Annotated in this window: 21 protein-coding genes and 2 pseudogenes; 10 read left to right on the top strand and 13 right to left on the bottom strand. The window is 67.8% G+C overall.

Annotated elements, in window-relative coordinates:
• Positions 1–545 precede the first annotated feature (545 nt).
• A complete protein-coding gene (locus tag ACSMXW_RS00005) occupies positions 546–1,646 on the bottom strand; it encodes an amidohydrolase family protein (RefSeq protein ID WP_485802915.1) in 1,101 nt (366 codons plus the stop codon).
• A gap of 448 nt (positions 1,647–2,094) precedes the next feature.
• Here ACSMXW_RS00005 and ACSMXW_RS00010 point away from each other — a divergent pair, with 448 nt between their 5' ends.
• From ACSMXW_RS00010 to ACSMXW_RS00025, 4 genes are all read left to right on the top strand, one after another.
• A complete protein-coding gene (locus ACSMXW_RS00010) occupies positions 2,095–3,045 on the top strand; it encodes a helicase associated domain-containing protein (protein WP_485802913.1) in 951 nt (316 codons plus the stop codon).
• Positions 3,046–3,832: 787 nt separating this feature from the next.
• Positions 3,833–5,023 carry an IS110 family RNA-guided transposase gene (locus ACSMXW_RS00015; protein WP_485797820.1) on the top strand — a complete coding sequence of 397 codons (1,191 nt, stop codon included), beginning with the start codon at positions 3,833–3,835 and terminating at the stop codon, positions 5,021–5,023.
• Positions 5,024–5,096: 73 nt separating this feature from the next.
• A complete protein-coding gene (locus ACSMXW_RS00020) occupies positions 5,097–5,957 on the top strand; it encodes an alpha/beta fold hydrolase (protein WP_485808534.1) in 861 nt (286 codons plus the stop codon).
• Between the two features lie 152 nt (positions 5,958–6,109).
• A complete protein-coding gene (locus tag ACSMXW_RS00025; RefSeq protein WP_485802911.1) occupies positions 6,110–6,232 on the top strand; it encodes a hypothetical protein in 123 nt (40 codons plus the stop codon).
• Between the two features lie 184 nt (positions 6,233–6,416).
• On the opposite strand, the gene ACSMXW_RS00030 is transcribed toward ACSMXW_RS00025, so the two are convergent.
• Positions 6,417–7,541 (bottom strand): NAD(P)/FAD-dependent oxidoreductase, encoded by a 1,125-nt coding sequence (locus tag ACSMXW_RS00030; protein WP_485802910.1) that lies wholly within the window; start codon positions 7,539–7,541, stop codon positions 6,417–6,419.
• A gap of 566 nt (positions 7,542–8,107) precedes the next feature.
• Between ACSMXW_RS00030 and ACSMXW_RS00035 the strand changes: the two genes are divergently transcribed.
• Positions 8,108–9,085 (top strand): ATP-dependent DNA ligase, encoded by a 978-nt coding sequence (locus ACSMXW_RS00035; RefSeq protein ID WP_485802909.1) that lies wholly within the window; start codon positions 8,108–8,110, stop codon positions 9,083–9,085.
• A gap of 582 nt (positions 9,086–9,667) precedes the next feature.
• Here the strand turns inward: ACSMXW_RS00035 and ACSMXW_RS00040 are convergent.
• Genes ACSMXW_RS00040 through ACSMXW_RS00050 form a run of 3 tightly spaced genes read right to left on the bottom strand, consistent with a single transcriptional unit; the run spans position 9,668 to position 11,738 of the window.
• Positions 9,668–10,453 (bottom strand): ABC transporter permease, encoded by a 786-nt coding sequence (locus ACSMXW_RS00040; RefSeq protein WP_485802908.1) that lies wholly within the window; start codon positions 10,451–10,453, stop codon positions 9,668–9,670.
• Positions 10,450–11,463, bottom strand: coding sequence for an ATP-binding cassette domain-containing protein (locus tag ACSMXW_RS00045; RefSeq protein ID WP_485802906.1), 1,014 nt, complete (start codon positions 11,461–11,463; stop codon positions 10,450–10,452). Before ACSMXW_RS00045 ends, ACSMXW_RS00040 begins: the two co-directional genes overlap by 4 nt.
• Positions 11,460–11,738 carry a hypothetical protein gene (locus ACSMXW_RS00050; protein WP_485802904.1) on the bottom strand — a complete coding sequence of 93 codons (279 nt, stop codon included), beginning with the start codon at positions 11,736–11,738 and terminating at the stop codon, positions 11,460–11,462. Before ACSMXW_RS00050 ends, ACSMXW_RS00045 begins: the two co-directional genes overlap by 4 nt.
• Positions 11,739–11,791: 53 nt before the next feature.
• On the opposite strand from ACSMXW_RS00050, the gene ACSMXW_RS00055 reads away from it, so the two are divergent.
• The gene (locus ACSMXW_RS00055; protein ID WP_485802902.1) at positions 11,792–12,622 is read left to right on the top strand and encodes a MerR family transcriptional regulator; all 831 of its coding nucleotides are present in this window, start codon (positions 11,792–11,794) and stop codon (positions 12,620–12,622) included.
• 401 nt (positions 12,623–13,023) lie between these two features.
• Here the strand turns inward: ACSMXW_RS00055 and ACSMXW_RS00060 are convergent, their stop codons facing one another.
• The 7 genes and pseudogenes from ACSMXW_RS00060 to ACSMXW_RS00090 form a co-directional block, all read right to left on the bottom strand.
• Positions 13,024–13,302: a hypothetical protein gene (locus ACSMXW_RS00060; RefSeq protein WP_485802901.1), complete on the bottom strand. Its 279-nt coding sequence runs from the start codon at positions 13,300–13,302 to the stop codon at positions 13,024–13,026.
• 82 nt (positions 13,303–13,384) lie between these two features.
• Positions 13,385–14,740 carry a DUF6207 family protein gene (locus tag ACSMXW_RS00065; protein WP_485808537.1) on the bottom strand — a complete coding sequence of 452 codons (1,356 nt, stop codon included), beginning with the start codon at positions 14,738–14,740 and terminating at the stop codon, positions 13,385–13,387.
• Positions 14,741–15,082: 342 nt separating this feature from the next.
• Entirely contained in the window at positions 15,083–16,738 is a 1,656-nt protein-coding gene (locus ACSMXW_RS00070) for a long-chain fatty acid--CoA ligase (RefSeq protein WP_485802899.1), read from the bottom strand.
• A gap of 403 nt (positions 16,739–17,141) precedes the next feature.
• Positions 17,142–18,134, bottom strand: coding sequence for an NAD(P)-dependent oxidoreductase (locus ACSMXW_RS00075; RefSeq protein WP_485802897.1), 993 nt, complete (start codon positions 18,132–18,134; stop codon positions 17,142–17,144).
• Between the two features lie 90 nt (positions 18,135–18,224).
• The gene (locus tag ACSMXW_RS00080) at positions 18,225–18,713 is read right to left on the bottom strand and encodes a winged helix-turn-helix transcriptional regulator (RefSeq protein WP_485802895.1); all 489 of its coding nucleotides are present in this window, start codon (positions 18,711–18,713) and stop codon (positions 18,225–18,227) included.
• Between the two features lie 653 nt (positions 18,714–19,366).
• A pseudogene (locus ACSMXW_RS00085) lies at positions 19,367–20,211 on the bottom strand (IS5 family transposase).
• 65 nt (positions 20,212–20,276) lie between these two features.
• Positions 20,277–21,170, bottom strand: a complete 894-nt coding sequence (locus ACSMXW_RS00090; RefSeq protein WP_485799882.1) for an IS982 family transposase — start codon at positions 21,168–21,170, stop codon at positions 20,277–20,279.
• 420 nt (positions 21,171–21,590) lie between these two features.
• On the opposite strand from ACSMXW_RS00090, the pseudogene ACSMXW_RS00095 reads away from it, so the two are divergent.
• Both ACSMXW_RS00095 and ACSMXW_RS00100 read left to right on the top strand, forming a co-directional pair.
• Positions 21,591–21,947 (top strand): annotated as a pseudogene (locus ACSMXW_RS00095) (alpha/beta fold hydrolase); the annotation flags it as partial.
• Positions 21,947–22,426 carry an alpha/beta hydrolase gene (locus tag ACSMXW_RS00100; protein ID WP_485802932.1) on the top strand — a complete coding sequence of 160 codons (480 nt, stop codon included), beginning with the start codon at positions 21,947–21,949 and terminating at the stop codon, positions 22,424–22,426. The pseudogene ACSMXW_RS00095 and the gene ACSMXW_RS00100, both read left to right, overlap by 1 nt.
• A gap of 641 nt (positions 22,427–23,067) precedes the next feature.
• Here ACSMXW_RS00100 and ACSMXW_RS00105 read toward each other — a convergent pair.
• On the bottom strand, positions 23,068–23,673 hold the full coding sequence (locus tag ACSMXW_RS00105) for a TetR/AcrR family transcriptional regulator (RefSeq protein ID WP_485802934.1): 606 nt from the start codon (positions 23,671–23,673) through the stop codon (positions 23,068–23,070).
• A gap of 338 nt (positions 23,674–24,011) precedes the next feature.
• Here ACSMXW_RS00105 and ACSMXW_RS00110 point away from each other — a divergent pair, with 338 nt between their 5' ends.
• Complete coding sequence (locus ACSMXW_RS00110; RefSeq protein WP_485802936.1) at positions 24,012–24,554, top strand: DUF302 domain-containing protein; 543 nt, start codon at positions 24,012–24,014, stop codon at positions 24,552–24,554.
• A 225-nt stretch (positions 24,555–24,779) separates the two neighbouring features.
• Entirely contained in the window at positions 24,780–26,267 is a 1,488-nt protein-coding gene (locus tag ACSMXW_RS00115) for an amidase family protein (protein ID WP_485802938.1), read from the top strand.
• Positions 26,268–26,269 lie beyond the last annotated feature (2 nt).

Raw genomic sequence — 26,269 nt, forward strand, 5'->3', positions numbered from 1 at the left:
ATCCCCACCTGACGCCTCTCACGACGCCTTTTCCTCATCGCTCACCACGACGGTCTTAAGCCAACGCAGCATGAGGTGGTTTGAAGCCTCCCCCCGTAGGGCGGCTCCGAAGGGCCACAAAACCTTCATCTTCCGCACAGCACCGCAATTGGAAGCTGTCCTACAATCAACTCCTTTTCACGTCAGGTCGCAATGCCCGGGCAAGCACGGCCGCTGGGGACGCGTCTGTGTCCTGGACGACGGTCACGAGACCTCGATGGAGGAACCGCACTGGGGCCGCAACAGCGCGGGGCAGCCGATCGCGTGGGTGGGCAGCGCGCCCGACGACTGGTGAGTGCACCAGGTCGTGCCGCCTTCCACGACGGGCGGCGGCGTAAGAGGTCGTTTTCTCCCGATGTTTATTCCCGGCATCTGATGCTTAGTCTGTTCCGTCGGGTCGCGCCAGCGGACCGCCGGGCACCGGCACGATGACCGCTCACACGTCAGGACTGCCGGGCGTAACCGGGAGGCGCTGCCCGTGCGGGCAAAGCGCCTCCCGGCGCACCTCAGCGGACCCGGAGCCCGGAGCGGAAGACCGCCCGGACGTCCCGCAGCCTGTTCAGGTCTTCCAGCGGATCGCCGTGAACCGCCAGGAAGTCGGCGTCCGCGCCGGCCTGGATACGGCCCTTGCGCCCTTCGACCCGGCACGCCCTGGCAGCCTGACTGGTGAGCGTTTGCAGCGACCGGAGCGGAGACAATCCGCACTCCACAAGATCCAGGGCGGCGTACGGCAGCACATTGTGCGGCTTGACGGAATGGACGCCGGCGTCCGATCCGATCACGACTTTGGCACCGATACCTATCAGGTACTGGCTGATCTCCCGCGCCCTCGCGATGGTTTTCCGGCCCGCTTCCGGAAGGGCGTCGACGCTCACCGGCATGCCGAACGTCAGGCTGAGATATGTGTCGCTCGCGGCGATACCGCGCAGCACGTCGTGATCCAGTTCCTTGAGCTCGCGCTCAAAAAACGACACGTGCTCAACGGTGTCCACGCCGACGCTCACCGCGTCGATGATGGCTTCCATCCCGTGCGCGTGCGCTGCCACGGGCAGACCCAGCCGGTGCGCCTCCTCGACAACGGTACGGATCTCGTCCCTGGTGTACTGCGACGAGCCGGGATCGGATCCCGCGGTCATGTTGCCGCCGCTGGCCATGATCTTCACGACCGCGCATCCGCGGTGGTGGCGTTCCCGCACCGCGACGATCAGTGCGTCCGTTCCCTGTGTCTCCCCGCCCATGAAGTAACAGTGCCCGCCGGGGGTGGTGATGGGCGGACCCGCGGCGAGGATCTCCGGCCCTCGTTCCGGCGCCTTCCTGAACTCCTCCGCCAGGGTCAGCGACAAGAAGTTCCGGTCGCCGAGGTCCCGCACCGTGGTGATGCCCGCGAGTACCGCGCTGTGGGCCGCCTCGCGCATCTGGACCAGGAGCTGCTCGTCATCGACGGCCTTGAGCGACTCGACGGCCTGCGGGCCCGCGTCGAAAGCAAGATGCATATGGGCCTCCACCAGTCCTGGCAAGAGGCACACGTCGGGGCCCAGGTCGACGACATGCTTGCCGGACGGTATCGCTCCCGTCCGGTCCACGAAGAGGATCTGGCCGTCCTCCACATGCACGGTCGCCGGACCTGACATCGTGAACCCATCGAACATGGACCTGGCGTGCAAGGCGTAGGACCCGGGCAGGTCACCGCCCTGAACGTTCACGTCGACACTCTCGAACTGAGTCATTGAATCCCCTTTATGGGCATGAGTTGGACTCTGGCACCGCACGCGGGGAAGAACGAGGCGCCATGTGCCCGGCTGGAGCACCGTGCAGCTCCGGTCCGAGTGACAGGCGCCGGCCCCGCCGACGCGACCCGTCACAAACGGAAGACGGAATCCAGCCCGTTCGCGATCACTTGTACGGTGTTGCCCTTCTCACACCTGAGCTTCCCCCGGCCTCAGCCTCGGCCTCTCGGACACCGCGGGTGGCACGGCGGGTCAGGCCGACAGACTGAGGCTGGGCCTGAGGACGTACGCGCGTTTCCCATCGCGTATCAGCGGCGAGGGAGCTGTTGTGGTCCACGCGGCCGGGGAGATGAGCGGGCAGCGCGCACAGCGGCTGGAACGGCTCGGCATGGTGTGGTCGGTAGCGGATGAGCGGCTCCAGGAGAACCTGGAAGCCGCCAAGGCGTACTACGAGCAGCACCGGACGCTGTGCGCGCCCCGGTCCGCGACGATGCTGGACCGGCCGGTGGAGCAATGGCTGTCCAATCTGCGGCGTCCCGGTGCGCTGGATGGCCACCCCGAGTGGAAGGCCGCGCTGGAGGCCGTGGACGAGCACTGGAACCCGGCGTGGCCAGCGGAATGGCAACGGCACTACGCCGCGCTGCGGGAGCTGGTACGCGACGAAGAGGGCCGGGCCGATGTCCTGCCCGGCGTCACCGTGCACAGGATGGACGTCGGCAAGTGGCTGGCCCGCCAACGGCAGCACACGGTCTGGGCCGGGCTGATGGACGAACAGCGCGAGCTCCTGGAGCAGCTCGGCGTCGTGCCGCTGCCACCGGAGCAGGAACCGCCCGCCAAAGCCCCCAAGGCAGCGTCTGGGGCCTTCGAGCGAGGCGTGGCGGCCCTGGAGCAGTACAAGGCCCGCACCCGCTCCGTGACCGTCCCCAGGGCCCACGTAGAGCAGCTTCCGGAAGGCACCGAGGTCAAGCTCGGGGTGTTCCTGTCCAACACGAAGACCAGGCGCGCCAAACTCACCACCGACAAACTCACCGCGCTCGCCGCCCTCGGACTCGACTGGGCAGCGCAGGCCGCACCCGTGATCCCGGCGTCCCGCGAGTCGCACACCACGCCGCCCGGCCCGCGACGCTCCCACCTTCCCGCCGCGGCGGGCGCTCACCGCCATCGCGCCGGCCGCCAGGCCGCGCGCCGCAGAGCACCCGCCGCGCCCGATCCCCGATGCCGCCGCGCCGACCACACCCACCCCACCCTCCCTTTTTTTCTTCATTTCGTCGTGGAGTAGCGGCAGCAGAGGGGATGTCAGCACCCCGACCACGCCCACCACGGGCCCTGGCCTGCGACAACGCGGGCGGTCACGGAGAGCAGCTCAGTAGATGGCTCAGTAGATGGCTCGGTAGATGGCGTAGGAGATGGCGTGGGAGTTGGCGCAGTAGATGTGACCCCTGCGCAACTTCCAGCGAAACGGTGCGGCGGGCGGGCGGTGACGCTGGGTACCGGCTGCTGTGGTGGCTGCGGGGGCGGGTACGGTCCACGGGCATGGACAGCAGTGCGGGCACGTCGCCGGGGGCGGACCGGTGTGCGTGGTGCGGCGGGCCGGTGACGCAGCCGAAGACGGGGCGCAGGCCGCGCTACTGCCGGCGGACCTGCCGGGACTACGCGTATGTGTCCCGGCGCACCGAGCGGCTGATAGACGAGGCGGTCGACCAGGCGCTCGGCGTGGTGCCGCTGCCGGAACTCCCACCGATCCCCGCGGCAGCGCTGGAGCAGCCCCAGCCCGGCCCGCCCCAGCCACCTGTTTCATCGATCGCAGAAACGCAGACCGTTGGCGCTGAGCTTGTCCTACCTTCCAAGCGTGGGTCTGAGCTGGTCCTTCGTAAGATCGGCGGGCCCAGGGGTTCTGGGTATGGCTGTGAGCTTGTCGCCGTTGGATGGCTCAAAGAACTTGGCCGCCCGGAGCCCCGCGACGACTCGACCGCTAATTGGGATACGCGACTCGATCGCTGTGTAGGACAACGTCGGCGAGGTCGTCTGCGGGACAGTCTGTGACGACGAGCTGGCGGAGGTGACCCGTGCCTCAGATCTGGGCCGGAGTGGACATCGGCAAGGAACACCATCACTGCGTGGTGGTCGACGAGCGAGGCGAGCGCCTCCTTTCACGCCGAGTGTTCAATGACGAACCGGCCCTGCTGGAGCTCATCGCAGACGTGCTCACGCTCTCTGAGGACGCCCTGTGGGCGGTGGACATCAACCACGGCGGCGCCGCCCTGCTCATCGGCCTCCTGCTCAGCCACCAGCAGCCGATGGTCTACATCACCGGCCTCGCCGTGCACCAGGCCTCGACGGCCTACCGCGGCCAGGGCAAGACGGACGAGAAGGACGCGTTCGTCATCGCCGACCAGGCACGCATGCGACAGGACCTTGGCCCCCTGCGGCCCGGCGACGAGATAGCCGTCGACCTGCGCACCCTGACCGCCCGCCGCCTGGACCTAGTCAACGACCGGACCCGTCAGACCAACCGGTTGAGGGCACAACTGCTGGAGTTCTTCCCCGCGTTGGAGCGCGTGTTGGCCTTGAGTAAGAAGGGTCCGGTCGTGCTGCTGACCGGCTACCAAGCGCCGGCAGCGATCCGCCGCAGCGGGGCCAGGCGGATCGGAACCTGGCTGAAGAACCGCAAGGTGAAGAACGCGGCGGCGCTCGCCGAGACGGCCGTCGAGGCGGCCAGGGCCCAGCACACCGCACTGCCGGGCGAGACCCTCGCGGCCGCCATGGTGGCCCGGATCGCCAAGGGCGTGCTGGCCCTGGACGAGGAGATCGCCGAACTCGACGCGCTCATCGAAGCCCGGTTCAACGAGCACCGACACGCGTTGGTGATCCGGAGCATGCCCGGCATGGGCACCCTCCTCGGCGCCGAGTTCATCGCCGCCACCGGTGGCGACCTGGAGGCGTTCGGCACGGCCGATCGCCTGGCGTCCTTCGCCGGCCTCTCACCAGTGCCGCGGGACTCCGGCCGCGTCAGCGGCAACATGCGCCGCCCGCGCCGCTACCACCGAGGTCTGCTCCGGGCCTTCTACCTCTCCGCCATGTCCAGCCTGAGAACCTGCTCCGCCTCCAAGGCTTACTACGGGCGCAAGCGGAACGAGGGGAAGGGGCACAAGCAGGCCCTGCTCGCTCTGGCCCGTCGACGAGCCAACGTCTTGTGGGCAATGCTTCGAGACGGAAAGTGCTACGAGGTTCTACCGACCGTAACGCCAGCGGCTTGACATCGTCATTGGGAAGTTCTTTAACCTTTGGCGGTGCCTCAGTGACACCGGTAGGTTCTCCACGGTGACTTTGATGGAGGCACGGGGCCACGTGTCGATGAGCGACGGAGCGCGGTTGCGCTGGATGGCGCTGGGGGACACGTCTCGGCAGCCGGCTGTGGTCCTGCTCCATGGCGGTCCGGGGCTGCCGGACTATCTGGGTGATGTCGCCCTCATGATCGCGGACCTCGCGCCTGTGTACCGGTACGACCAGCGTGGCACGGGCCGATCCCCGTGGCGGGGGCGCCATTCCTTCGCTCGGCATGTCGACGATCTCGCCGAGTTGCTCGACGCGTGGGACGTGCCCCAGGCCGTGCTGATTGGGCACTCCTACGGCACCGATCTGGCGAGCCGGTTCTGTCTGAGGCACTCTGACCGGGTTGCCGCCATGCTGCTGATGTGTGGGCCGTTCGTCGGTGATGGGCGTACCGGGGACCGAGCGGAGCGCCAGCGCCGCATGTCCACAGTGCAGCAGGAGCGGCTCCGCGAATTGGAAGAGTTGCCGCACCGTACCGAGGAGCAGGAAGTCGAGCTGCTCACTCTCGCCTGGTTCACCGACCATGCCGATCCCGAACGCGGGTGGCACTGGGCTGCCCAGGGTGCCCGGCGGCGTCGCCCGGTCAACTGGTCCATGAACGGCGAACTGGGCAAGGAGCGACGCGCGGATCCGCTAGACGAACACCTTGCCGAGCTACGTGCGTGCCTTCCCGCGCGGACGGAGCTCCTTGGTGGTGTCGACGATCCTCGCCCTGTGTCGGCTCTTGATTCACTTGCGCTCCGGCTCGCTCTTCCGCTGACTCGGATCGAGGACGCGGGGCACGAGCCCTGGTTGGAGCGGCCTGGCGCCGTGCGTGCGCACCTTCGGCGATTCGTGCAAGGTGCTATGGGAGCGTAGGGCCTCGACGGGTTCGCTGGCTGGCTTCTCCCCAGTCGTCGGCGCCGCGGCATCCGATGTCGAAATGTGCCTCGAACTGGGTCACCGGCCTGGGCGTTCGCCGGATGCCGAGGCGGCCTTCGTCTGATCATGTGCTCGGGACCAAGGTGCACGTGATCACGAGGGGCGTGGAGGCGGACGTCTGCCGGGAAGGCCTCGCCTACACCGCGCGCTGGTGGCAGGCGCGTCGATGGATCAAGGAGCGCCGTTTCCTGCGCGAGCAGGCCGAGCGCTGAGGTGCCGGCGGTGGCGCGGTCGGTGCCGTGCCACCACTGCCCCTGCACGGGGGGAGCGCCGCCGCGACCGTGATGGCGGCGGCTGCCCGACCACCGTCCATCTCATCGTCGTCACACCGACGGTGCCCGGGATCGCGCGGGGCGCACCCGCCTACTTGAGGCGTGGTGGCGCCCGCCCGGGCTGTCAGGAGGGGAACCGCTCGGGGCGGAAGTCCGCGAGCAGCTCGTCTCTCTTCCCGCTGAGGATCTCCGAAGCCAGCAGTCGCCCGATCACCGGCCCAAGCGTGATCCCGCTGTGGGAAACGGCCTCGTAGTAGCCCGGCACGGACGGCACCGCTCCCACCGAGGGCCATCCGTCGGCAGGGACGGGCCGGTCGACGACTCGTGTCTTCGCGATGCGGGAGTTTCCGAGCTCGGGGACGACGTGGCGCGCCGATTCGTGGAGCAGCTGTGCGAGTTGGCCTGGATCTTCGCCTGTGTCGATGAGTGCGTCGATCTCGCGGCTGTGGAGGACGACCGAGGTGTCTCCGGCAGGACGAATCTCGATGTGAGGCGCGTGCATGGCCCGCTGAACGGGGACCTGAGCACAGTCGATCCGGGCGACGACGCCGGGTTCCCGGCGCATCGGCAAGCGCCGTGGGAGGAGCCCTGCGACATGGGAGGCGCCGGGGCCCGCCGCGTTCACGACGATGTCGACGTCGAGACGGCTCCCATCGGACAGAGCAACTGACCGGATGCTTCCATCGGCACCGGTGCCGATGTCGCATACCGCGTTGCCGGACCGGAGCTCGGCGCTGGATGCGACGGCCTGGCCGACCAGGCGGCCGACAAGATGGCGTCCGTGCACCCAGGCTTCGTCGGGGTAGAACAGGACCGGTACATCGTCGGGCATCGTGAGAGCCGGTTCGAAGCGGCTGCGGACCTCGGCCCCCGTGTACATCTCGACCCGGTAGTCCCAGCTGGCCAGCAGTTCCGCTGTTCTCAGGAACTTCGCCTCCGCTGCGGGATCGTCTGCCCAGCGCAAGTGGCCGCTGGGATACCACCACGAGTCCGGCCCGATGGCCCCGGCAAGCTCACGGTGAGCTGCCATGCCCGCGACGTTCAGGACGACGTAGGACCTGCGCGCGGTCTTGTTGCTCGCGTTGACCCACGAGAAAGACCAGTTGGTGACACCTGCGCCCGGCTGGCCTGCGTCGATGAAGACCACCTCGGCGCCCTGCCGGGACAGGTTCCAGCCCACACTCGCCCCGATGACGCCCACTCCGATGACAGCAACACGTTCAGGCCGCTTCACGGACCCGATCCCCACGAACGGCCCCTTCCCAGATCACAGGCAAACTCCCGTTTCCAGCTCGGGCACCAGTAGTCCTCTCGCGCTACGGCAGATGATGCTGGCCATCGCGCTCTTCGCGGCTGTTGCTGGGGATGCGGGTGCTCATAGTCGCTCATCAGGCACTCGAAGAGAAGGGCTTGGAAGGCTGGCTGCCCGCGGTCGGTGGGATCCAGAGGGGGGCCGCGGCCGTCCTTCGCCGGGAGTCGTCCCAGGTACAAAAGCCGCGCGAGTTCCTTGCTGATCCGCTTGTCGGTCGTGTGCGGCACGGGGTTCCTGCTCCGGCTGCCCCCGGGGCGGCAGCCGTGGAGGAATGCATGCACGGACACCGAGAAACGTGTGTTGCGGGAGCGGGCATCCCACCCTTGAGACATCTGCGACTCCGCCCGGGCGGATCGCTCGCCTCCAGACCGTCCCTGGCCTGGCAGGGGGACAGTACCGGACCGCGCGCGGCAGACCACGCGACGCGCCGGGCGGCACACGGCACCGTAGCCCACCAGCGGCACGGCGAGTAGTTCGTCGTCGCGCAGTGGAAGGGATCCGGTGTGACGTGGACGCTGCCGGAGCCGATGCTGAGCACCCCCGTACCCACACCCACGCTGCGGCCGGGCTGGGCGGCCGAGCCGAAGTGGGACGGGTTCCGGGTGGCCGTCTGCGTCGACGCGGGCCGGGTGGTGCTGCGCTCCAGGCGCGGCACGGACATGGGGCCGGCGTTTTTGGACGTCGTGGCCGGGGCCGTGCAGCTGCCGGATGCGACGGCGATGGACGGCGAGCTGGTCGTATGGGACGCCGCAGGTCGCCTCGCGTTCGAGCGGTTGCAGAACCGGCTTGCCCGGCGCGGCGTGGGGGCGATGCGGGCGGCGCAGGAGTGGCCGGCCCACTTCGTGGCATTCGATCTGCTCAGGTTGTCCGGGACGGACACGACCGGGTGGCCGTACCGCAGGCGGCGGGCCGCGCTGGAGACCGTGTTCGCTGCCCGCCGGCTCACGGCGCCGTGGGCGCTGTGCCCGTCGACCACCGACCCGGAGACCGTGCGCGCGTGGCTGTCGTGGGCGTCGGTGGGGATGGAGGGCGTGGTCTTCAAAAGGCTCACCGACACCTACCGGCCATCGGTGCGGGGCTGGGAGAAGTACAAGGTCCGCAAGACGAGTGAGGCGATCGTCGGCGCGGTCACCGGCTCGCTGGCCGCTCCGCGGACGCTGCTGCTCGGCAGGTACGACGCCGAAGGCCGCCTTCAGTACGTCGGCCGCACCACGACCCTCGCCCGCCAGGCAGGCGCGGCGGTCGCCGGCCTGCTCACCGCGGGGCGGCACGGGCATCCGTGGACGGGCTGGTCGTTCTCCGCCGGGTGGGACAGCCGACAGCAGCTGGACGTCACGTTGGTGGAACCCGAGCTGGTGGTGGAAGTCGGCGTCGATGTCGCCCGTGACCCCTCCGGCCGGTGGCGTCATCCCGCGCGCTGGCATCGCGCCCGGCCCGACCTCTCCCCCGCCGACGTTCCCCACCCGACATCGCCGCACTGACGGCGGCACTGCGCAGCGGCACGGCCTGACGCGCAACCGGCTGAGTGACGCCCCCCGCCCCCAACCAGTGACGGCCCCCGCCCCCTACCGCGGCCGCACCGCCCATCCCGCCCGTCCCTTCCTTCCACTCCAGCCAGAGACATGACCAAGCGGCCACAACGGTGATGTCTGCGGGCCGACCACGGCGAACCCGCGTGGTGACCTGTGCGGACACAGGAGCGGTCCTTTCGGGTCGCGCACCCCCATAGGCGCAACCTTCGCCGCAGCCCCGTGCTCCTGGTCGACTGAGGCATCTGGTCACGCGGCCCGGACATCTCCCCCTCCCCGGGCACGGGCCAGCCGGGCGCAGCTCGGAGCGCGCCCGGCGGGCACCGAGGGCGCGGTCTCCCAGTAGGGGTGCCACCGCAGCCGGACGGACAGGCGCAGCAGGCGGCGGCGCAGGGCGGTGGTGTCGCGGGGGGCGAGGTGCGGCGAGCGCGTTTGTAGGTGGCATTGAAGGCGGCTTGCGTCTGCACCAGCTCGTCGGGGAAGGCGGTCACACCCATACCAGCATGAGAGCGCTTATTCGACCCGCGGGCCTTGTCATGCGGTCTTGGTGCGGAAGGAGCGGAGACCCCACGCGCAGCCAACGGTGGCGATGGCAGCACACCAGACGAGAGCGAAGATCACATTGTTGCCGGCCGGGGAGCCGGTCAACAGCGCCCGGACACTGCCCACGACGGGGGTGAAGGGTTGGAATTCGGCAAACCAGCGGATTCCGGCGGCCATGGACTCGGTCGGCACGAACGCGCTGGATAGGAACGGCAGGACGGTGGAGATGATCTGGGTCATGCTGTTGGCGCCTGTGGGGGTCTTGGCTGCGAGGCCGATGGCAACGGCGAGCCAGGTGAGCGCGAAGGCGAAGGCGAGGACGAGGCCGGCGGCGGCGAGCCAGGCGAGGGGGTTGCCGGCGGGCCGGAACCCGACGAGCAAGGCGACCAGAGTGAGCAGAACGGCCGCGAGGACGGTGCGGATGATGCCGCCGACGACGTGTCCGAGAAGGACAGCGCTGCGGGCGATGGGCATGGTGCGGAACCGGTCGATGATGCCTTCGGACATGTCGGTGGACACGCTGACCGCGGAGGGCAGGGCTCCGGCGGCGACGGTCATGACGAGGATGCCGGGGGTGAGGAAGTCCACGTAGCTGAGCGTGCTGCCGGACCCGGAAAGGCCGGCTCCCACGTAGTTGCCGAAGACGTAGACGAACAGCACGAACATGAGCACCGGGAGGGCGACGGAGGCGACCAGGAACAGCGGGTAACGGCGCAGATGTCGCAGTTCCCGGCCGACCATGGCGGAGGAGTCTTGGGTGGCGGTAGCGATCGTCATCGGTGGCTCTCGGCCTGCGTGGTGTTCTCGGTACCGGTCCGCGGGGCGGTACCGGTGAGGGCGAAGAACACGTCGTCCAGGTCTGGTGTGTGCACGGTGATGTCCTCGATGGGCAGTCCGTCGGGAACCCGGTCGAGGACTCGTTTGATCGCCCCGCCGTCGACTGCCATCGGGCACCGCAACATGAACGCGTCCCCGTCCGGGATGCTGCCTGGGACCGAGAGGGCCGCGGCGTGGAGGTCGGCGGATGTCGCAAAGCGCAGGGTGATGTGCGCGCCTGGTGCGAGTTGTTTGAGTTCGGCGGGAGTGCCATGGGCGACGACGCGGCCGTGGTCGAGCAGGGCGATCTGGTCGGCGAGCTCGTCAGCTTCCTGAAGATATTGCGTGGTGAGGAACACGGTCACGCCCTCGGCGACGAGCTCGCGGACGATCTGCCACATCGTCTGCCGGCTGCGCGGGTCGAGCCCGGTGGTCGGCTCGTCCAGGAAGATCAGCGCCGGATCCCCCATCAGGGTCATGGCGATGTCGAGCCGCCGCCGCATCCCACCGGAGTAGGTCGCCGGGGGCTGGGTCGCGGCCTCGCTGAGGTCGAAGCGTTCCAGCAGGTTACGCGCCCGGGCTTCGCCCTCGTCACGGGCGAGGTGGTAGAGCTTGGCCACCAGCAGCAGGTTCTCCAGTCCGGTGAGCATGCTGTCCACGGCACAGAACTGGCCCGTCACCCCGATCTGGGCCCGCACCTTGGCCGGTGCCATGCGCAGATCGTGGCCGAGCACCTCAGCACTTCCGGCGTCCGGAAGGCGGAGGGTGGAGAGCACCTGCACCAAAGTGGTCTTCCCGGACCCGTTCGGGCCAAGGAGGGCGAACACCGACCCTCGTGGCACTGTGAGCGAGACGCCATCGAGGGCGACGTTCTTCCCGAACGCCTTGCTCAGGTCTGTCGCGACGATCGCGGGTGCGGCCGCACCGGCCCGCGGCGATATCAGCGCCGGTCCGGGCACGTCACTGGTCACGACCGGCGCCCGTCGCAAAGGAGCCGTTCCAGCTCCGTCTCGGCATCCTTGCTGCCTGCGTCACACAGCCGTTGCAGCTCGCGCAGATCACCCCGCTCGACGGCACGGCGGGTCAGCAGTCGCCCGGCACGCTCGCTGCCCTCGTCGAGCAGCTCGGACAGCACGTCCAGGTCGCCGCGGGCATCGGCGAGGTCGGCGAGACGGTCCAGCGCGGCCTCGCTGCCTTCGTCCGCGAGCGCGCGAAGGGTGTCTTCATCGAAGTCCTGATCGATCACGAAACCAGCCTGAAACCTTGCCCTTGGGGCAAGGTCAAGGACCATGATGAGGGATGCTTACGATCGGGCAGCTCGCCAAACATGCCGGCGTGTCAACCAAGGCCATCCGCGTCTACCACGCCAAGGGCCTACTACCCGAACCCGACCGGGACGCCTCCGGATACCGGCGCTACGACGCCCAAGCGATCATCGACCTGACCCGGATCGTCACCCTCGCCCAAGCCGGCGTCCCGCTGGCCCGCATCCGCGACGTGCTGGACGCCGACGCCGACCAGGCCACGGAAGAGATCGGCCGGATCGATGCCGAACTACGCACCCGCATCCGCCAACTCCAGCAACGTCGAACCCGGCTTCGCCACCTCGACCAGCCCGACCGCCTCTGCCTACCGCCCGAAGCCATCGAGTACATGGACCACCTACGTACCATCGGCCTGTCCGAACGCCACGAGCACGCGATCCGCGACGGCTTCATCCTCAGCTACGCCCTCGCCCCCGACCTCACCCGAACCATCCTGCCCTCACGCACCGCCCTGCTAGACGACGACGACTACGTTGCCGTCCTCCGCGGCTACGACGACGCCATCGACTGGAGCCCGGACGATCCCCGACTCGATCAGCTCGCCCATGCGGCGACGCGGCTCGCCCTGCGCATGACGATGTTCTCCGATCTCCCCGGCTTCGACCGCGTGCCACCGGAGACCATCGACCTTCTGGCCGGACACCTCGGCATCGACAGCCCCGCGTGGGAACGCCTCGACCAACTCATCACCCGACGACTCACGCACGCAGCAGAAGTCGGCAATGCCAGCAAAACGGACAGCACCCACACCACCTTTGATCAGAGGGCTCCCCAGCCCTCAGATCGTCTCTACCGCAGGCCGTAAGCGATGGCGTGGACCCGGTCCAACGCCGTAGCCCAGTCATCTGCTGAGCTGCCCGCGGGCTACCTCACTTCAACACGCTCAACTTGACAGAGAAAACGGCCGGCGGCACGGGAGCGGTGCGCATCGAGTGGACTCGGTGCGGTGGAGCGGGCCGGTGGGGGCGGCGCGTTTCCCCCTGACACAAGCCGCGGTCAAGGGGAAACCCGGCGGGTGCCCGCCGGGTGGATGCACGGCATCGTCCCGGCGATGTCGTCCACTCCCCGGCCGGTGGACTCCACTCCACTCGGTGGAATGGACTCCACCGAGTGGAGTGGATGCGCGGCATCGCATCCACCGAGTGGAGTGGATGCGCGGCATCGCCGGTGCGATGCACATCACCGGATGCGCGGCATCGGGTGCACTCAGTGCCCGGCCTCCCGGCCGCGGCACTGTCCGGGCACCTGCGGGCGGTGCGCCTGCTGGCCGTCCTCGCGCACCGGGGTGCGGCCTCTCGGCATCGTCGCGGTGCGCGTAGCGGTCCATCGTGGCGCGAGCCCGGCCGACCGCTGCGGTGAAGGCGTCCCCGAGGTGGCACAGCCGCTCGGCTGTGAGATCGAGGGCTCAGCTTCCACGTCGGTGCGGGACTCCCGCAGGGCCCGCAGCACCAACAGGCGGGCGGCGCTCCGGGCCGCGTTTCGCATGCCGCCGGTGTCGGCTTCGTGACGTGCCGGCAGGTCAGGTGCGGGGCCGCGATACGCTGGATCTGGTCGACGGTGGCAACCTTCAGCACACCGAGCACCCGGAGCACGTCCGCGCGCAACGCGTTCGACGATCCTGCCGGATTCGTGATCCCCCTACCCGCCACCGTCCTTCACCCCCATCCATCCGCGACCGGCTCCTCACCCCGGACGCGCCCCGGGACGGGCGGGAAAGCCCCGCAGCGCCCCCGGCCCCGACGGTCTCCTGAAGCACTGACACCCACCCCCACTCTCCTTTTTTTCCAGGTGTAGGTGTCGAAGGGGAACCAGAGGGGTTGTGACTGGACAGGCCAGGCGCCCAACCATGCCGGTGACCTGGAAAGATCAGGAGATGGCGGCAGGCCCGGGACCCAAGGAGGGTCCGCAGGAGGCCACCAAATGGCGGCGGCAGGAAATTGTCTGCTCTGCCAGGCCGGCCGGCGCACCTTGCTGGAGAACGTCGCCGTGTCCGGCACGGCGAGGCGTACGTCAGGAGCTGCTCATGTCCCCTGCCGTTCCCTTGCCGCACCGGGACAGCGGCGGTCGGGGCGTGGCGCACCCCCGACCCTCCGCGGCGCGGAACCACGCTCGTGGGTTGCGTCTCAGCGCTGACGCCGGGTACCGGCTGCCGTGGTGGCTCAGAGAGCGGGTACCCACGGACATGGACAACAGTGCGGGCACGTCGCCTAGTGCGGACCGGTGTGCGTGGTGCGGCGGGCCGGTGACGCACCTCGGACGGGGCGCAGACGGCACTACTGCCGGCGGACCTGCCGGGACTACGCGTACGTCCCCGGCGCACCGGGCGGCTGACAGGCGAGGCGCGTCGACCAGGCGCTCGGCGTGGTGCCGCTGCCGGAACTCCCACCAATCCCCGCGGCAGCGCTGGAACAGCCCGCCCCGCCCCGCCCCGCCCTGTCTCATCGATCGCAGAAACGCAGACCGATCGCGCTGAGAGCTGCCGACCGCCCCCAGCCGTCTCCATCGCGACGACAGCCCCTGACCACGGTGCTGGTCGACGTCGTGCATCGTGTGCTCCGCTGTCGTTCGTTGCCCACCGGTCGGCGAACAACTGCTGGAAGGCGACGTCGTGCGCCGTGTGCTCCGCTGTCGTTCGTTGCCCACCGGTCGGCGAACAACTGCTGGAAGGCGACGTCGTGCGCCGTGTGCTCCGCTGTCGTTCGTTGCCCACCGGTCGGCGAACAACTGCTGGAAGGCGACGTCGTGCGCCGTGTGCTCCGCTGTCGTTCGTTGCCCACCGGTCGGCGAGCAACTGCTGGAAGGCGGGCGCAGTGGCGTCGACGGCGGACGCGGCGTCGACGACGACCAGGCCCGGCTCACTCACGTGCGCCTCGTTGATCGGGCCCATGTACGGCGGCACCTGCGGTAGCGCACGGGCTGCCATGCCGGCTTCGGCCGACCGCTGGGGTACAGCTGCGTTCGACGACGGTGCTGCCGCGGCTTGGGGGCAGGCCCGCCGCCCGACGCCGCCGGATCTTCTCAATGAGGTGCTGAATCTGTCGTAGTCGCTCCGCCGGAGCTCTAACGCCCCTTGGCTCCGCCATCCGTCATGCGCGCCCCCTCAGGCCGTGCTCACCATCATGACGCCACACGACCGGGCCCCCGACGGCCGACGCCGTACGACACCGCGCGCCGCCGCCCCTGCCTCGTCGTCCGGGAGGTCGCAGGTCGTTCCCGGCGCCGCCGTACACGCCGTCGGAACCGGCCCTCGGCCGGGAGCCGGTGGCTACAGTCGCGTGACGTCCAACCCGCCGTCCGCATACTGCTTCCTGATGGCTTTCTTGTCGAACTTCCCCACACTCGTCCTCGGCACCGCGGGCACCACCGCCCAGCGCTCCGGGACCTGCCACTTGGCGACTCGGCCGCTCAGGAACTCCTTGAGGTCGCCGTAATCGGCGGATCTACCCTCCTTGAGTACGATGGTCGCAAGCGGCCGCTCGCCCCACTTGTCGTCGGGGACGGCCACGACCGCGGCTTCCGCCACAGCCGGATGTCCCATCAGCGCGTTCTCCAGGACGACGCTGGAGATCCACTCGCCGCCGGACTTGATGACGTCCTTGGCCCGGTCAGTCAGGGTGAGGTACCCGTCCGGGCTGATGACGCCGACATCCCCCGTCCTGAGCCAGCCGTCCTCGCTGAACTTGCCCCCGGGCCTGAGTTCCAGGCCGTCGCCGCCGCCGTAGTACGCGCCGGCCACCCACGGGCCCCGCACCTCCAGCTCCCCCGTCGACTCGTTGTCCCACGGCAGGATCTCGCCGCTCGGCCCGGCGAGCCTGGCCTCGATACCGGCGGGAAAGCGGCCCTGTGTGATCCGGTAGGGCCACTCCTCCTCGGGAGTGAGGCCGCCGGGCGGGTCGGACGTCGTGGCGAGGGGCGACGTCTCCGTCATGCCCCAGGTATGACTCAGCCGGACGCCGAGCTTGTCGTATGCGGCCATCAGCGCGGGCGGGCAGGCGGAGCCGCCGATGGTGACTCGGGCCATCGATGTGAGGTCGCGGGGCCTGTCGGTGACTTCGGCCAGCAGACCCTGCCAGATCGTCGGGACCGCGGCGGCGTGAGTGGGCCGTTCCTGCTCGATCATGTCGGCAAGCGGCGCGGGCTGCAGGAACCGGTCAGGCATCAGCATGCTCGCGCCGACCATGAACGCAGCGTGAGGCACCCCCCACCCGTTCACGTGGAACTGCGGGACGACGAGAAGGGTCAGGTCCCGGTCGGTGAAAGCGAAGGCCGCCGTCGTGTTCGCATGCAACGAGTGCAGGTAGACCGAGCGGTGGGAATAGACCACACCCTTAGGGTCGCCCGTGGTGCCGGACGTGTAGCACATGGCGGCTGCGGCACGCTCATCGAGAACGGGCCACGCGAACTCAGCGAAAGCGGGGGAATGACGGGCCAGGAGCTCCTCGTACTCGTGCACCTCCGCCTCGGTCCCCTCCAGCAGACTCCGGTCGCCGGCGCCGCTGACGATGATGTGCCTGACCCTCGGAAGGCGGGCGAGGAGTGGCGCGAGCAGCGGCAGCAGGGAGCCATTGGTGATGATGACGCGATCATCGGCGTGGTTGGCGATCCAGACCAGCTGCTCGGCGGGCAACCGCAGGTTAAGAGTGTGGAGGATCGCGCCCATGGAAGGGATCGCGAGGTATGCCTCGACGTGCTCGGCGTTGTTCCACATCAGCGTCGCCACACGGTCGTCGGGCATGACGCCGAGGTCCTGCCTGAGGGCGGACGCGAGTTGCACGGCGCGACCGCCCGCCTCGGCGAAACTCCGGCGCCGCGGCTGGTCGTGACCCGTCCACGTGATGATCTGCGAAGCCGCGTGGACCGTCATGCCATGGTGAAGGATACGAGTCACCGTCAGCGGCACATCCTGCATGGTACTCAGCACGGCGTCCCCTCAAGGACGACATCTCCAGGACGGGCAGTCGCCGCTGCGGGAATGTCTGGACTTACGGAGACCTCTGGACTTACGGAGACCTCTGGACTTACGGAGACCTCTGGACTTACGGAGACCTCTGGACTTACGGAGACCTCTGGACTTACGGAGACCTCTGGACTTACGGAGACCTCTGGACTTACGGAGACCTCTGGACTTACGGAGACCTCTGGACTTACGGAGACCTCTGGACTTGCGGAGATGTCTGGACTTGCGGGGGTGTCTGGACTCTGCACGGATATCAATTCCGTATGTCACTTTCCAAGAGTGGACCGTCAAACGTTTTCCACATCGGGCTCTTGCACGCCCAAGAGAACCGCTCGCGCTCCCCGATGGCGCCGTCGACGAATCAGGATCAACGGCGCTTGACAATGACAGGATCGATTCCGTTGACCACGTTGGCCACCGGTCTCCCCTCGATGGCAGCCTTGACGTTCTCGAACGTCATGGAGAAGACCTTTCGCACGGATTGACGCGTGGCCCCCGCAGTGTGACAGGACAGCAGTACGTTCTCGTGGCTGCGCAGCGGGTGAGCGACACTCAAAGGTTCCTGCTCGTACACGTCGAGCGCGGCCCCTTTCAAACGACCACTCTCCAGAGCAGCAAGGACGGCGTCATCCGGCGCGATCCCTCCACGAGCGACGTTCACCAGAAAAGCACCTTCCTTCATCATTCCGATTCGCCGCGCATCAAGAAAGCCGTGAGTCTCAGCCGTCAAAGGCAGGCACACCACGACGACATCGGAGGTGGCAAGAAGTTCTTCCACCTCAAGGAACGTCCCTTCGGTCCGACGTCGACGCGACCAGTACACAACCGGGGAACCCAGCGCCTCGAACAGCCGCTTGACCTCCGTGCCGATCGCTCCCATCCCCAGAACACCCACACGACGATCACCCAGTTCGTCGGCGCCGCGTGCGGTCGTGTCGAACTGCGGCCACCCGCCTTCACGCATCCGCCGGTCCGCCCAGGTAAGGCTGCGTGACAAGTCAAGCGTGGCCGCAAGCACCCATTCGGCCACCGCTCGCGTATTCGCCCCGGGCGTGTTTGCAACCGGAACTCCCGCCGCCGTAAGGGCCGCCACGTCGAAAGAATCCAGTCCGACCCGAGGAACCTGCAAAAAGGCGAGACGTGAAGCTGCCACCACGGCGTCGGCGTCGAACGCGAGCACCCCCGTATAGTCACCTATGACTATATCGACGTCTTCCAACGCCGCCAGCACCCCAGCCCTGTCCCGCACAGCGGGAACGCCGAGTTGCACACCCAATGGATCGAACAGATCACGCAAGCGCTCCTCAGCCACAGGAGGCAACGCCAGCACACGCCACGATGACCGAATATTTTCAGGCACTTGACATCTCCTCTTGCAACGTGTCTGCATTGATCCTCTTGCACACATGGACAACAGCCGTCAGCAGTGGACCCTGCGACCTGATACAGCTCACACGACAGTGGCGAGGTGGAGGGGAGGCCCCTCGGTGCCGGGCCGGGTCCACTCGGTTCGCTCCACGGTCAGCGACTGATCACAACCGGTGCACCAGTCCGCGGACTGCGCCGGCCGGCCGCACTCGGTGCACGTGATCACCATCGGCCGCGCCCACTGCGGTGCCGCCGTGTGCCTGGCCCCCCAGTTGGCGAAGGCGTGAAGCACGGGCAGGGCATCACACCCGGCGCCGGTCAGGCGGTACTCGACCCGCGGGCGCACCGCACCCCCGTAAGGGACCCGCGCCACCAGGCCGGCCCCGGTCATACGCGCGAGCCGGGCCGCGAGCACGTTGTCGGACGAGCCGAGCGCCGCACGCAGGCCCTCGAAGCGGACGTTGCCGGCAAACACCTCGCGAAGGACCAGCAGCGTCCACGGATCACCGAGGACGTCGAGACCGCGAGCAATCGGACACGGCCTGTCCGACCAGTCCGACCTCAAAGACATAACATTTCCTTTCTTCAAGAAAGCTAACACCCTGGACGTTACACCTCTGACCGCAGGAGCGACAACCCACGGCCGGTCGGCCCGCAGCGCCAACCACCCACCGTGCCCACACAGCTCCCAGCAACTCCACCCGGGAGTACGAGCCGGAAGTGTGAGACGGAGGCCGGACCCCGCAACGACGACCACCCCAACCACAGCGCGGATCCGGCACAGAACTCCAAGAAGACCCGCACAAAAGCGAAGGACTTCGACCCCACCACCGAGCGACTACACACCCCAGAACACCTTCACCGCGGCAGCCCACCCAGCCCGCACCACCATGAACCGCCACACCGACCAAAGGAAGATACGAACGGAACGAACCCACAACGCAAACCCTCACCGCGACACCGAACCGAGAGATAACGCCCTACCACACCCACGAACCAGCCGAGTCGGACCCATCACAAGGCCCCCACACTCAATCGAACCCATCACAAGCCCCCCACGCTCAAAAGACCCTTCCCACACCCCCGCCGCCGCACCTGCTCATGGGCCTACCACGTGGCCCCCCCGACCGCCGGCCCGGCCACTTCACCCCCCCACCCCACAGCACGAAGTCCACCAACCCGCCCCTAACAGCCACAACCACCGGCCAGGCAGTTTCGTTTGGATCATCGGGCGGACCACAGGAAGATGCCTGCGATGTGGAGTCCGGCCAGGTAGATGGTCGCGGTCTTCTCGTAGCGGGTGGCGATGCCCCGCCACTGCTTGAGGCGGTTGATGCACCGCTCGACGGTGTTGCGCTGCTTGTATGTCTGCCGGTCGAAGGCCGGTGGCCTGCCGCCCCGGTTGCCTCGACGTAGCCGATGTCGTTGCTGGTCCGCCGGGATGGGAATCACTGCCCGGATGCCACGGTGACGAAGGTGATGGCGGATCGCGCGGGAGGAGTACGCCTTGTCCGCCAGGACCACGTCCGGCTTGGTGCGCGGCCGTCCACGGCGCCGGGGTACGCGCAGGCGGGCCATCACATCCATGAATGCGGGGGCGTCACCGGCCTGCCCGGCGGTGAGGACGAAGGCCAACGGTCGACAGTTGCCGTCGGCGGCGAGGTGGATCTTCGTGGTCAGCCCGCCGCGGGACCGTCCGATGGCATGGTCGTGCGGCTCGCCGGCCGGGGCCCCCTTTTGCGGGCCCCGGCTGCGTGCTGGTGAGCCCGCACGATCGTGGAGTCGACCGAGACGGCCCACTTCAAGTCCTCGTCTGCGTCGGCTTGGGCCATCAGGGCGATGAACACCCGCTCCCAGGTCCCATCGACGGCCCACATGCGCAGGCGGTTGTAGACGCCTCGCCAGTTGCCGTACCTCTCGGGCAGGTGGACCCACTGCGTTCCAGTCTGGAACCTGTAAGCGATCGCGTCGAGCACCTCACGGTGATCACGCCACCGGCCACCCCGCTGAGGCCTCCGATCCGGAAGTAACGGCTCGATCCGCGCCCACTGCGCATCAGTCAACGGCACACACGGACCAACGACTCACTGATCCAAACGAAACTGCCTAGACGAGTAAGTCCGAAGGCTTTGGTTCAGTGGTCGTAGGCGGTCAGTGAGCGTGTGATGGGTCGGCCTGTGTTGCGGTTGTGCCAGATCGCGGCTGTCATCGCCAGGATGCGTTGTCCGACGCGGGCGAGGACTCCGGCAGGGGTTCTCGCCCTGTGGCGTTCGAGGTCGAGCTGGCCTTTGAGGGTGTCGTTCACCGACTCGATGAGCTGGCGGATGGGCTTGAGCAGGTGTTCGCCGGGGCGGGGCTTGAGGTTGCGGTAACTCGGCCGCAGTAGGGTCATTCCGCGCGCGGCCATGAAGGCGTCGAGATCCTTCGACACGTAGCCCTTGTCGCCGACGATCGTCTGCCCCGGGTGTGTGGCCTGCAGATCCTGGTCGCCCGTGATCATGTCGACCAGCACCTCGCGTTCGTCGACTTTCGGGTTGGCCAGGGCCCAGGCGATCGGCAGCCCGCCGGGGGTGCACATCAGGTGGAGCCGCAGGCCCCAGAAGAACCGGGAGTGGGAGGGGCAGTAGCCGTATCCGGCCCAGCCGGCCAGGTCGGAGCGTTTGACGGTGGGCCGTGAGCGGGCGCACTCGACGGGTGTGGAGTCCACGATCCACACGTCGTCGTGCCACAGGTCGGTGTCGCGGGCGAAGGTGCGGATGAATCGGCTGATCAGTGTGTTCGCGGCCCGCAGGCGCTTGTTGTAACCGGACTGCCCGGGCAGGTAGGGGAACTCGGCGGCCAGGTGGGCGCGGGCGAAACGCAGCCAGCGGGCTTCGGAGACGAACCCGAGCAGGGCCTGCATCACCGCCAGCGTCAACAACTCCGCATCACTCAGCCTCGGCGGACGGCCCCATCGGCGCGATCCCACCAGAGAGTCGTCGATCTTCACGTACAGTGCAGTCGCGAGGGTTTCGAGGTCTGTCGTCACAAACGGACCAACGAGACCCTCGCTTCATGCACCCGGCCCCTTTGGACTTACTCGTCTAGGCCCACCAGCCCAGTCCACGCCCGGAACCGGGCTGCCAATGCTGCCGCCTACCCGGGCCGGCAGCCGGAACACCCTGCAACACCCAACACCCGACATACCGCCGGCGGCGACCTGACACACACTGGCCGGCATCCCTGCACAGCATGGCGAAACGCTCCCCGGCACGCCCGAGATCCGGCGGCCATGGCTACCGGTCCAGACTCACACCACTGCCGGACGGGGGAAGCGGCAGGGACATGCGGCGGTCCGCATCCAGGAGCGCGGCGGCCGTCCGCACCGCCTCGGGACCCATCCCCCGCGTCGGCGAACCAACGCGCGCTCAGGCCGCGCTCTCACACGACCGGTCACGAAAGGACAGCCATGGCGTTCATCACCGTCGGCACAGAAAACTCGACCTCCATCGACCTCTACTACGAGGACCACGGCACCGGCCAACCCGTCGTCCTCATCCACGGCTTCCCACTCGACGGCCACTCCTGGGAGAAGCAGACCGCAGCCCTCCTCGACGCCGGCTGCCGCGTCATCACCTACGACCGCCGCGGTTTCGGCCAGTCCAGCCAGCCCGCCAACGGCTATGACTACGACACCTTCACCGCGGACCTGCACACCCTGCTGAAGACCCTCGACCTGCACCACACGGTCCTTGTGGGCTTCTCCATGGGCACCGGCGAAGTCGCCCGCTACATGAGCACCTACGGCTCCGCCGCATCGCCAAGGTGGCCTTCCTCGCCTCGCTGGAGCCTTACCTCCTCAAGACGGAAGACAACCCGAACGGCGCCGCACCCAAGGAGTTCGCGCAGAGTGTCGTCGACGCAGTCAAGACCGACCGCTATGCCTACTACACGACGTTCTACCAGGACTTCTACAACCTCGACGAAAACCTCGGCACCCGCATCAGCGAAGAAGCCGTCCGCAACAGCTCCGCCGTCGCAGCCGCGGGCGGAGCCCACGCGGCCGCCGCCGCCCCATTGACCTGGTTCACCGACTTCCGCCAGGACATCCCCGCCATCGACGTCCCAGCCCTGATCCTGCACGGCACCGCCGACAGGATCCTGCCCATCGACTCCACCGGGCGACCGTTCCACAAAGCCCTCCCCTCCGCCACCTACGTCGAGATCGACGGCGCACCCCACGGCCTGCTGTGGACCCACGCTGACGAGGTCAACGAAGCCCTGCTCACTTTCCTCGCCACATAACCCCCAGAATCCCCGGAGGCAGCCAGGCCACCACCGACGCCAGTCCGACCCGCCACTCACACCCCCGCTTACCGGCAACCGCCCACCCGACAAGCCCCACCCGACAGGCCCCACTCGGCCCACTCGGCAGTGACACCTCCACACGATGCCGCCCCCGACAGTCGACCCGACCGAAACCCACCCGGGCAACCGCCGGCAGAGCCGAGCCGACCAACCGTGTCCCGGCACAGCCGGTGGTACACAGTGGGGGGCGGCAAGCGCTGCACGCCCGGCGCTTGCGCGCACCACCCGCGTCGAACGACCGCGGCCCACCGCCGGACGAACACCCAGACCGGCGCGCGATCCGGTCGAACTGTCGCAGCACCCGGTCGAACTTGCTCGCAGCATGCGGCTGCGTGACAAGCGGCCCGGCCGACACTGCGGTGGCGGCCGGTCAGCAAGCGAGCGGCCGATCACAGCGCGGCATCCGGAGGCCGACCCAGTCCCCCCGTCCAGCCCTCAGACCTGAGGAGACGGGAAACCAGAATGTGCACAGGCGCGCCGAACGGCCACAGTGCGACGGACGGCCACGGTGCGTGGCATCTTCCGGTATCGGTCGGGCCAGCTGACCGGTGTGACCGGGGGGTGAGCCCATGGCGCCGTCAGGTTGGTCCTGTCGCCTGGTCGATCAACGTGGTGGCCAGTTCTCGGGCGTCCTGGAACGGTTGCCTGTCGTTGAGCGAGGTGGACAGGGCGCAGGCGCCCTCGAACAGCACGGCGAGTTGCCGTCCCAGGGTTTCCGGCTCGTGCGCGCCTGCCTCAGCGGCCGTTTTGATCACGCGCGCGGTGAACTCCCTTTTGTGGCGCTCGACCAGTGCTGCGGCCTCGGGCATCGTTCCGGCTGTTTCGACGGCGGTGTTGTGCAGGGGGCAGCCACGCACGACCTTTCCGGGCGGCAGCGAGCCGTCGAACAGTTCCAGGAGCCGTTCGCGGGCGCTGAGGTCGCTGCGTTCCAGAGCGGTCTCGACGTGCAGGGGTCCTTCCGAGTCTGATTCGACACGTTGCACGTATGCGCTGACCAGCGCTTCCTTGCTCGGGAAGTGCTGGTAGAGCGTGCGAGTCGACACGTGCGCCACCTCTGTCAGCTTCGCCATACCGGTGGCGTGTATACCGTCACGCGCGAACAACTCGACCGCGGCGCGCAGGATCCTCTCCCGCGCTCCGCGCCCGCCTCTGCGCGCACCGGCCGTCGCCTCACTCGTTCCCATGCCAGTCAAGTATAGCGACCGTTTTACTTTGTGAGGAGCGTAGGGTAGGTTCAGGTACAACGATCACTTTACTTCGTGGAGTCTTCGTGCCTCATCCGTACGCAGGCCTGGCTGATCCGCTGCACGGCACCCACCCGTCGTCGAGCCTCGCGGCGGCGGGACCGGTGCTCGCCGGTCGACAAGGTCGGTCAGGATCCGGTCGGGCGGCCACATGAGGTCGTGACCACGTGGGAGCAGGCTGTGCTCGGTGATTCGGGCGCTGGTTTCCGCTCGTTTCGGCTCGCGTGGCCGGACAGTCCGCTCTTTCTTAGACTTGCACATCAGGAAGGACCGCAAGCATGTCCATTCAGAACTTCGTCGCAGTTCCCCATGAGGTCGTCCGGTGGTCGTTCGACACAGGAACGTCCTTCGAGGACTTCCGGGCTCGGTACGAAGCTGCTGTACCGGTACTGGACCTTGACCGGATGGCGCAGCTCCGCGCCGAGCAAGCGAGCTGGGACACCGTGCTCGCCGTTGCCGCGGAGAACGCACCGCACGGATTCATGCGGTTCTGGAGCACCGATGTCGGACTCATGGAGCTCGCAGGTCATTCGGGATCTACCGCTATGTATCTGATGGGAAATCACACGATCGCCGAACGCATGTACCGGCACGATCCGGCGGTGATGCTCTATGCCCCGCTGCGAACGACGATTCATCGGGATCGGCAGGGCGTCACGCGGTTCTCCATCGACCAGCCCAGCACCCGATTTGCCAGCTTCGGTGTCCCGGACATCGAAGCCATCGGGCTGGAACTGGACCGCAAGGTCGTCAACCTCCTCGGGGTGCTGGACGTTCCCGTGCCCTCGGCCCTCTCCGCGGGCGCGGCGGACGACCGGTAAGGACCAGTGCGGCCGGTACGGGCCGGCGCGTGCCGGCGGACATCGGTCCGGAAACGCTGTCTCTCCTGGGGACCGCCGAAGCACCGCGACGGCTGCGGTGCCGCGCGACGGACATTGGGTCCGGCGTTGCCATCCCACAATCGTAATGTAAAGCCAATTTCGAGCGGTCCCCAGAAGTATGCGCTGATCGCTTGCCAACGTTGCTTCGGTTCAAGAGAGGTATTCATGACGGATAAGGACAAGGACACGGACAAGGACACGGCAATACCCGTTGGCGCACCGTCGGTATCAGGGGGGAATGAGCCGGCCGAACTTGGTGTGGCGGCTGCGGCCGCCGCGATTCGGAACGGCGAGATCACGGCCGAATCATACTCTGCCGCACTTCTGCGGCGCGCGCGGGAATATTCGGCTCTGAATTCTTTCATCACGGTAGATGAATCCGCTGTGCTCGCCGCGGCCCGGGGCGCGGACAAGGCGCGCGCTGCGGGTTCCAGTGCTCCTATTCTGGGCGTTCCGATCGGGGTGAAGGACAGCTATGCGACGCGTGGTCTCCGTACGACGCTTGGCGTGGAGGCCCTGGACACGTTCGTGCCGACCGAGGACGCCGATGTCGTCGACGCGGTCAAGAAGGCCGGTGGCCATGTCTTCGGCAAGATCAATCTCGTTGAGATGTCCTTCGGGCTGACCGGCGACAACAGCCGCTATGGACAGGTGAAGAACCCCTACAGCCCCGAGCACGTGCCTGGGGGGTCTTCGAGTGGCTCCGGCGCATCCGTCGCGGCTCGGATCGTGCCTGCGGCGTTCGGGGGCGACACGGTTGGCTCCATCAGGGTGCCCGCGTCACTGTGCGGCGTGGTCGGCTTCAAGCCGACGACGGGACGGTGGGCGAGGGGTGGCGTCGCGCCGGTTTCGCCCACGCTCGACACGACAGGAATCCTGGCGCGCAGCGTCGAGGACTGCGCGCTGATCGATCAGATCGTCACCAAGGATCCAGCCGCTCCCCCTTCTGACCGCACCGATCTGCATGGTGCGAAATTCGCCTATGCTCCCAGGCAGTACATGGAGCCGATCGATCCCGATACCGAGGCGCACTTCAAGAATGCGCTTCTGCGCCTGCGGGACGCCGGCGCAGAGGTTGTTGAAATAGACTTGGGTGAGGACTTCTCCCAGCTAGCGGATCGGTTGGCGTGGAACCTTTTCTTCCGCGAGACGATGGAATCGGTGTCGGACTTTCTGCGCCGGAATAATCTCCCTGTCTCATTCGACGAGATCTACGGCGGACTCAAGCCCGAGCTCAAGGAGATCTGGAGTCATCTCGTCTTGCCGAGCGGGCAGGGCTATATTTCTCAGGAAGCCTACGAGGCGACGCTGTCCGTCGATCGACCGGAACTCCAGCACCGGCTCGGCACAGTATTCACACACAACGGGTTCGATGCGCTGATCCTGCCGACCACACCCTGCCCCGCACCGATGATCGAACATCGGTCGAGGTTCACAGTCGCGGGCGAAGAGGTCGATGAGCGGTTCCTCGCGAAGAACACCGTTCCCGCCAGCGGAGCGGGGCTGCCGGGCATCAGCATCCCCATAGGTCTGACCGGAAACGGCCTGCCCATCGGACTCGAAATCGACGGCGCACATGGTCATGACAGGGAACTCCTCGACCTGGCACGTCGAGTGGAGTCCGTTTTCGACACTCTGCCGGCGCCCGCGTGAGG

Source organism: Streptomyces sp. DSM 116793 (assembly GCF_057320905.1).

What these genes read in the sequence shown, in the direction of transcription:
- ACSMXW_RS00020 (WP_485808534.1), top strand. Translation starts at nt 5,097, where the DNA reads ATGGAGGCACGGGGCCACGTGTCGATGAGCGACGGAGCGCGGTTGCGC.
- ACSMXW_RS00055 (WP_485802902.1), top strand. Translation starts at nt 11,792, where the DNA reads ATGCTTACGATCGGGCAGCTCGCCAAACATGCCGGCGTGTCAACCAAG.
- ACSMXW_RS00115 (WP_485802938.1), top strand. Translation starts at nt 24,780, where the DNA reads ATGACGGATAAGGACAAGGACACGGACAAGGACACGGCAATACCCGTT.
- ACSMXW_RS00040 (WP_485802908.1), bottom strand. Translation starts at nt 10,453, where the DNA reads ATGACGATCGCTACCGCCACCCAAGACTCCTCCGCCATGGTCGGCCGG.
- ACSMXW_RS00060 (WP_485802901.1), bottom strand. Translation starts at nt 13,302, where the DNA reads ATGCGAAACGCGGCCCGGAGCGCCGCCCGCCTGTTGGTGCTGCGGGCC.
- ACSMXW_RS00065 (WP_485808537.1), bottom strand. Translation starts at nt 14,740, where the DNA reads ATGGCAGCCCGTGCGCTACCGCAGGTGCCGCCGTACATGGGCCCGATC.
- ACSMXW_RS00110 (WP_485802936.1), top strand. Translation starts at nt 24,012, where the DNA reads ATGTCCATTCAGAACTTCGTCGCAGTTCCCCATGAGGTCGTCCGGTGG.
- ACSMXW_RS00080 (WP_485802895.1), bottom strand. Translation starts at nt 18,713, where the DNA reads ATGTCTTTGAGGTCGGACTGGTCGGACAGGCCGTGTCCGATTGCTCGC.
- ACSMXW_RS00105 (WP_485802934.1), bottom strand. Translation starts at nt 23,673, where the DNA reads ATGGGAACGAGTGAGGCGACGGCCGGTGCGCGCAGAGGCGGGCGCGGA.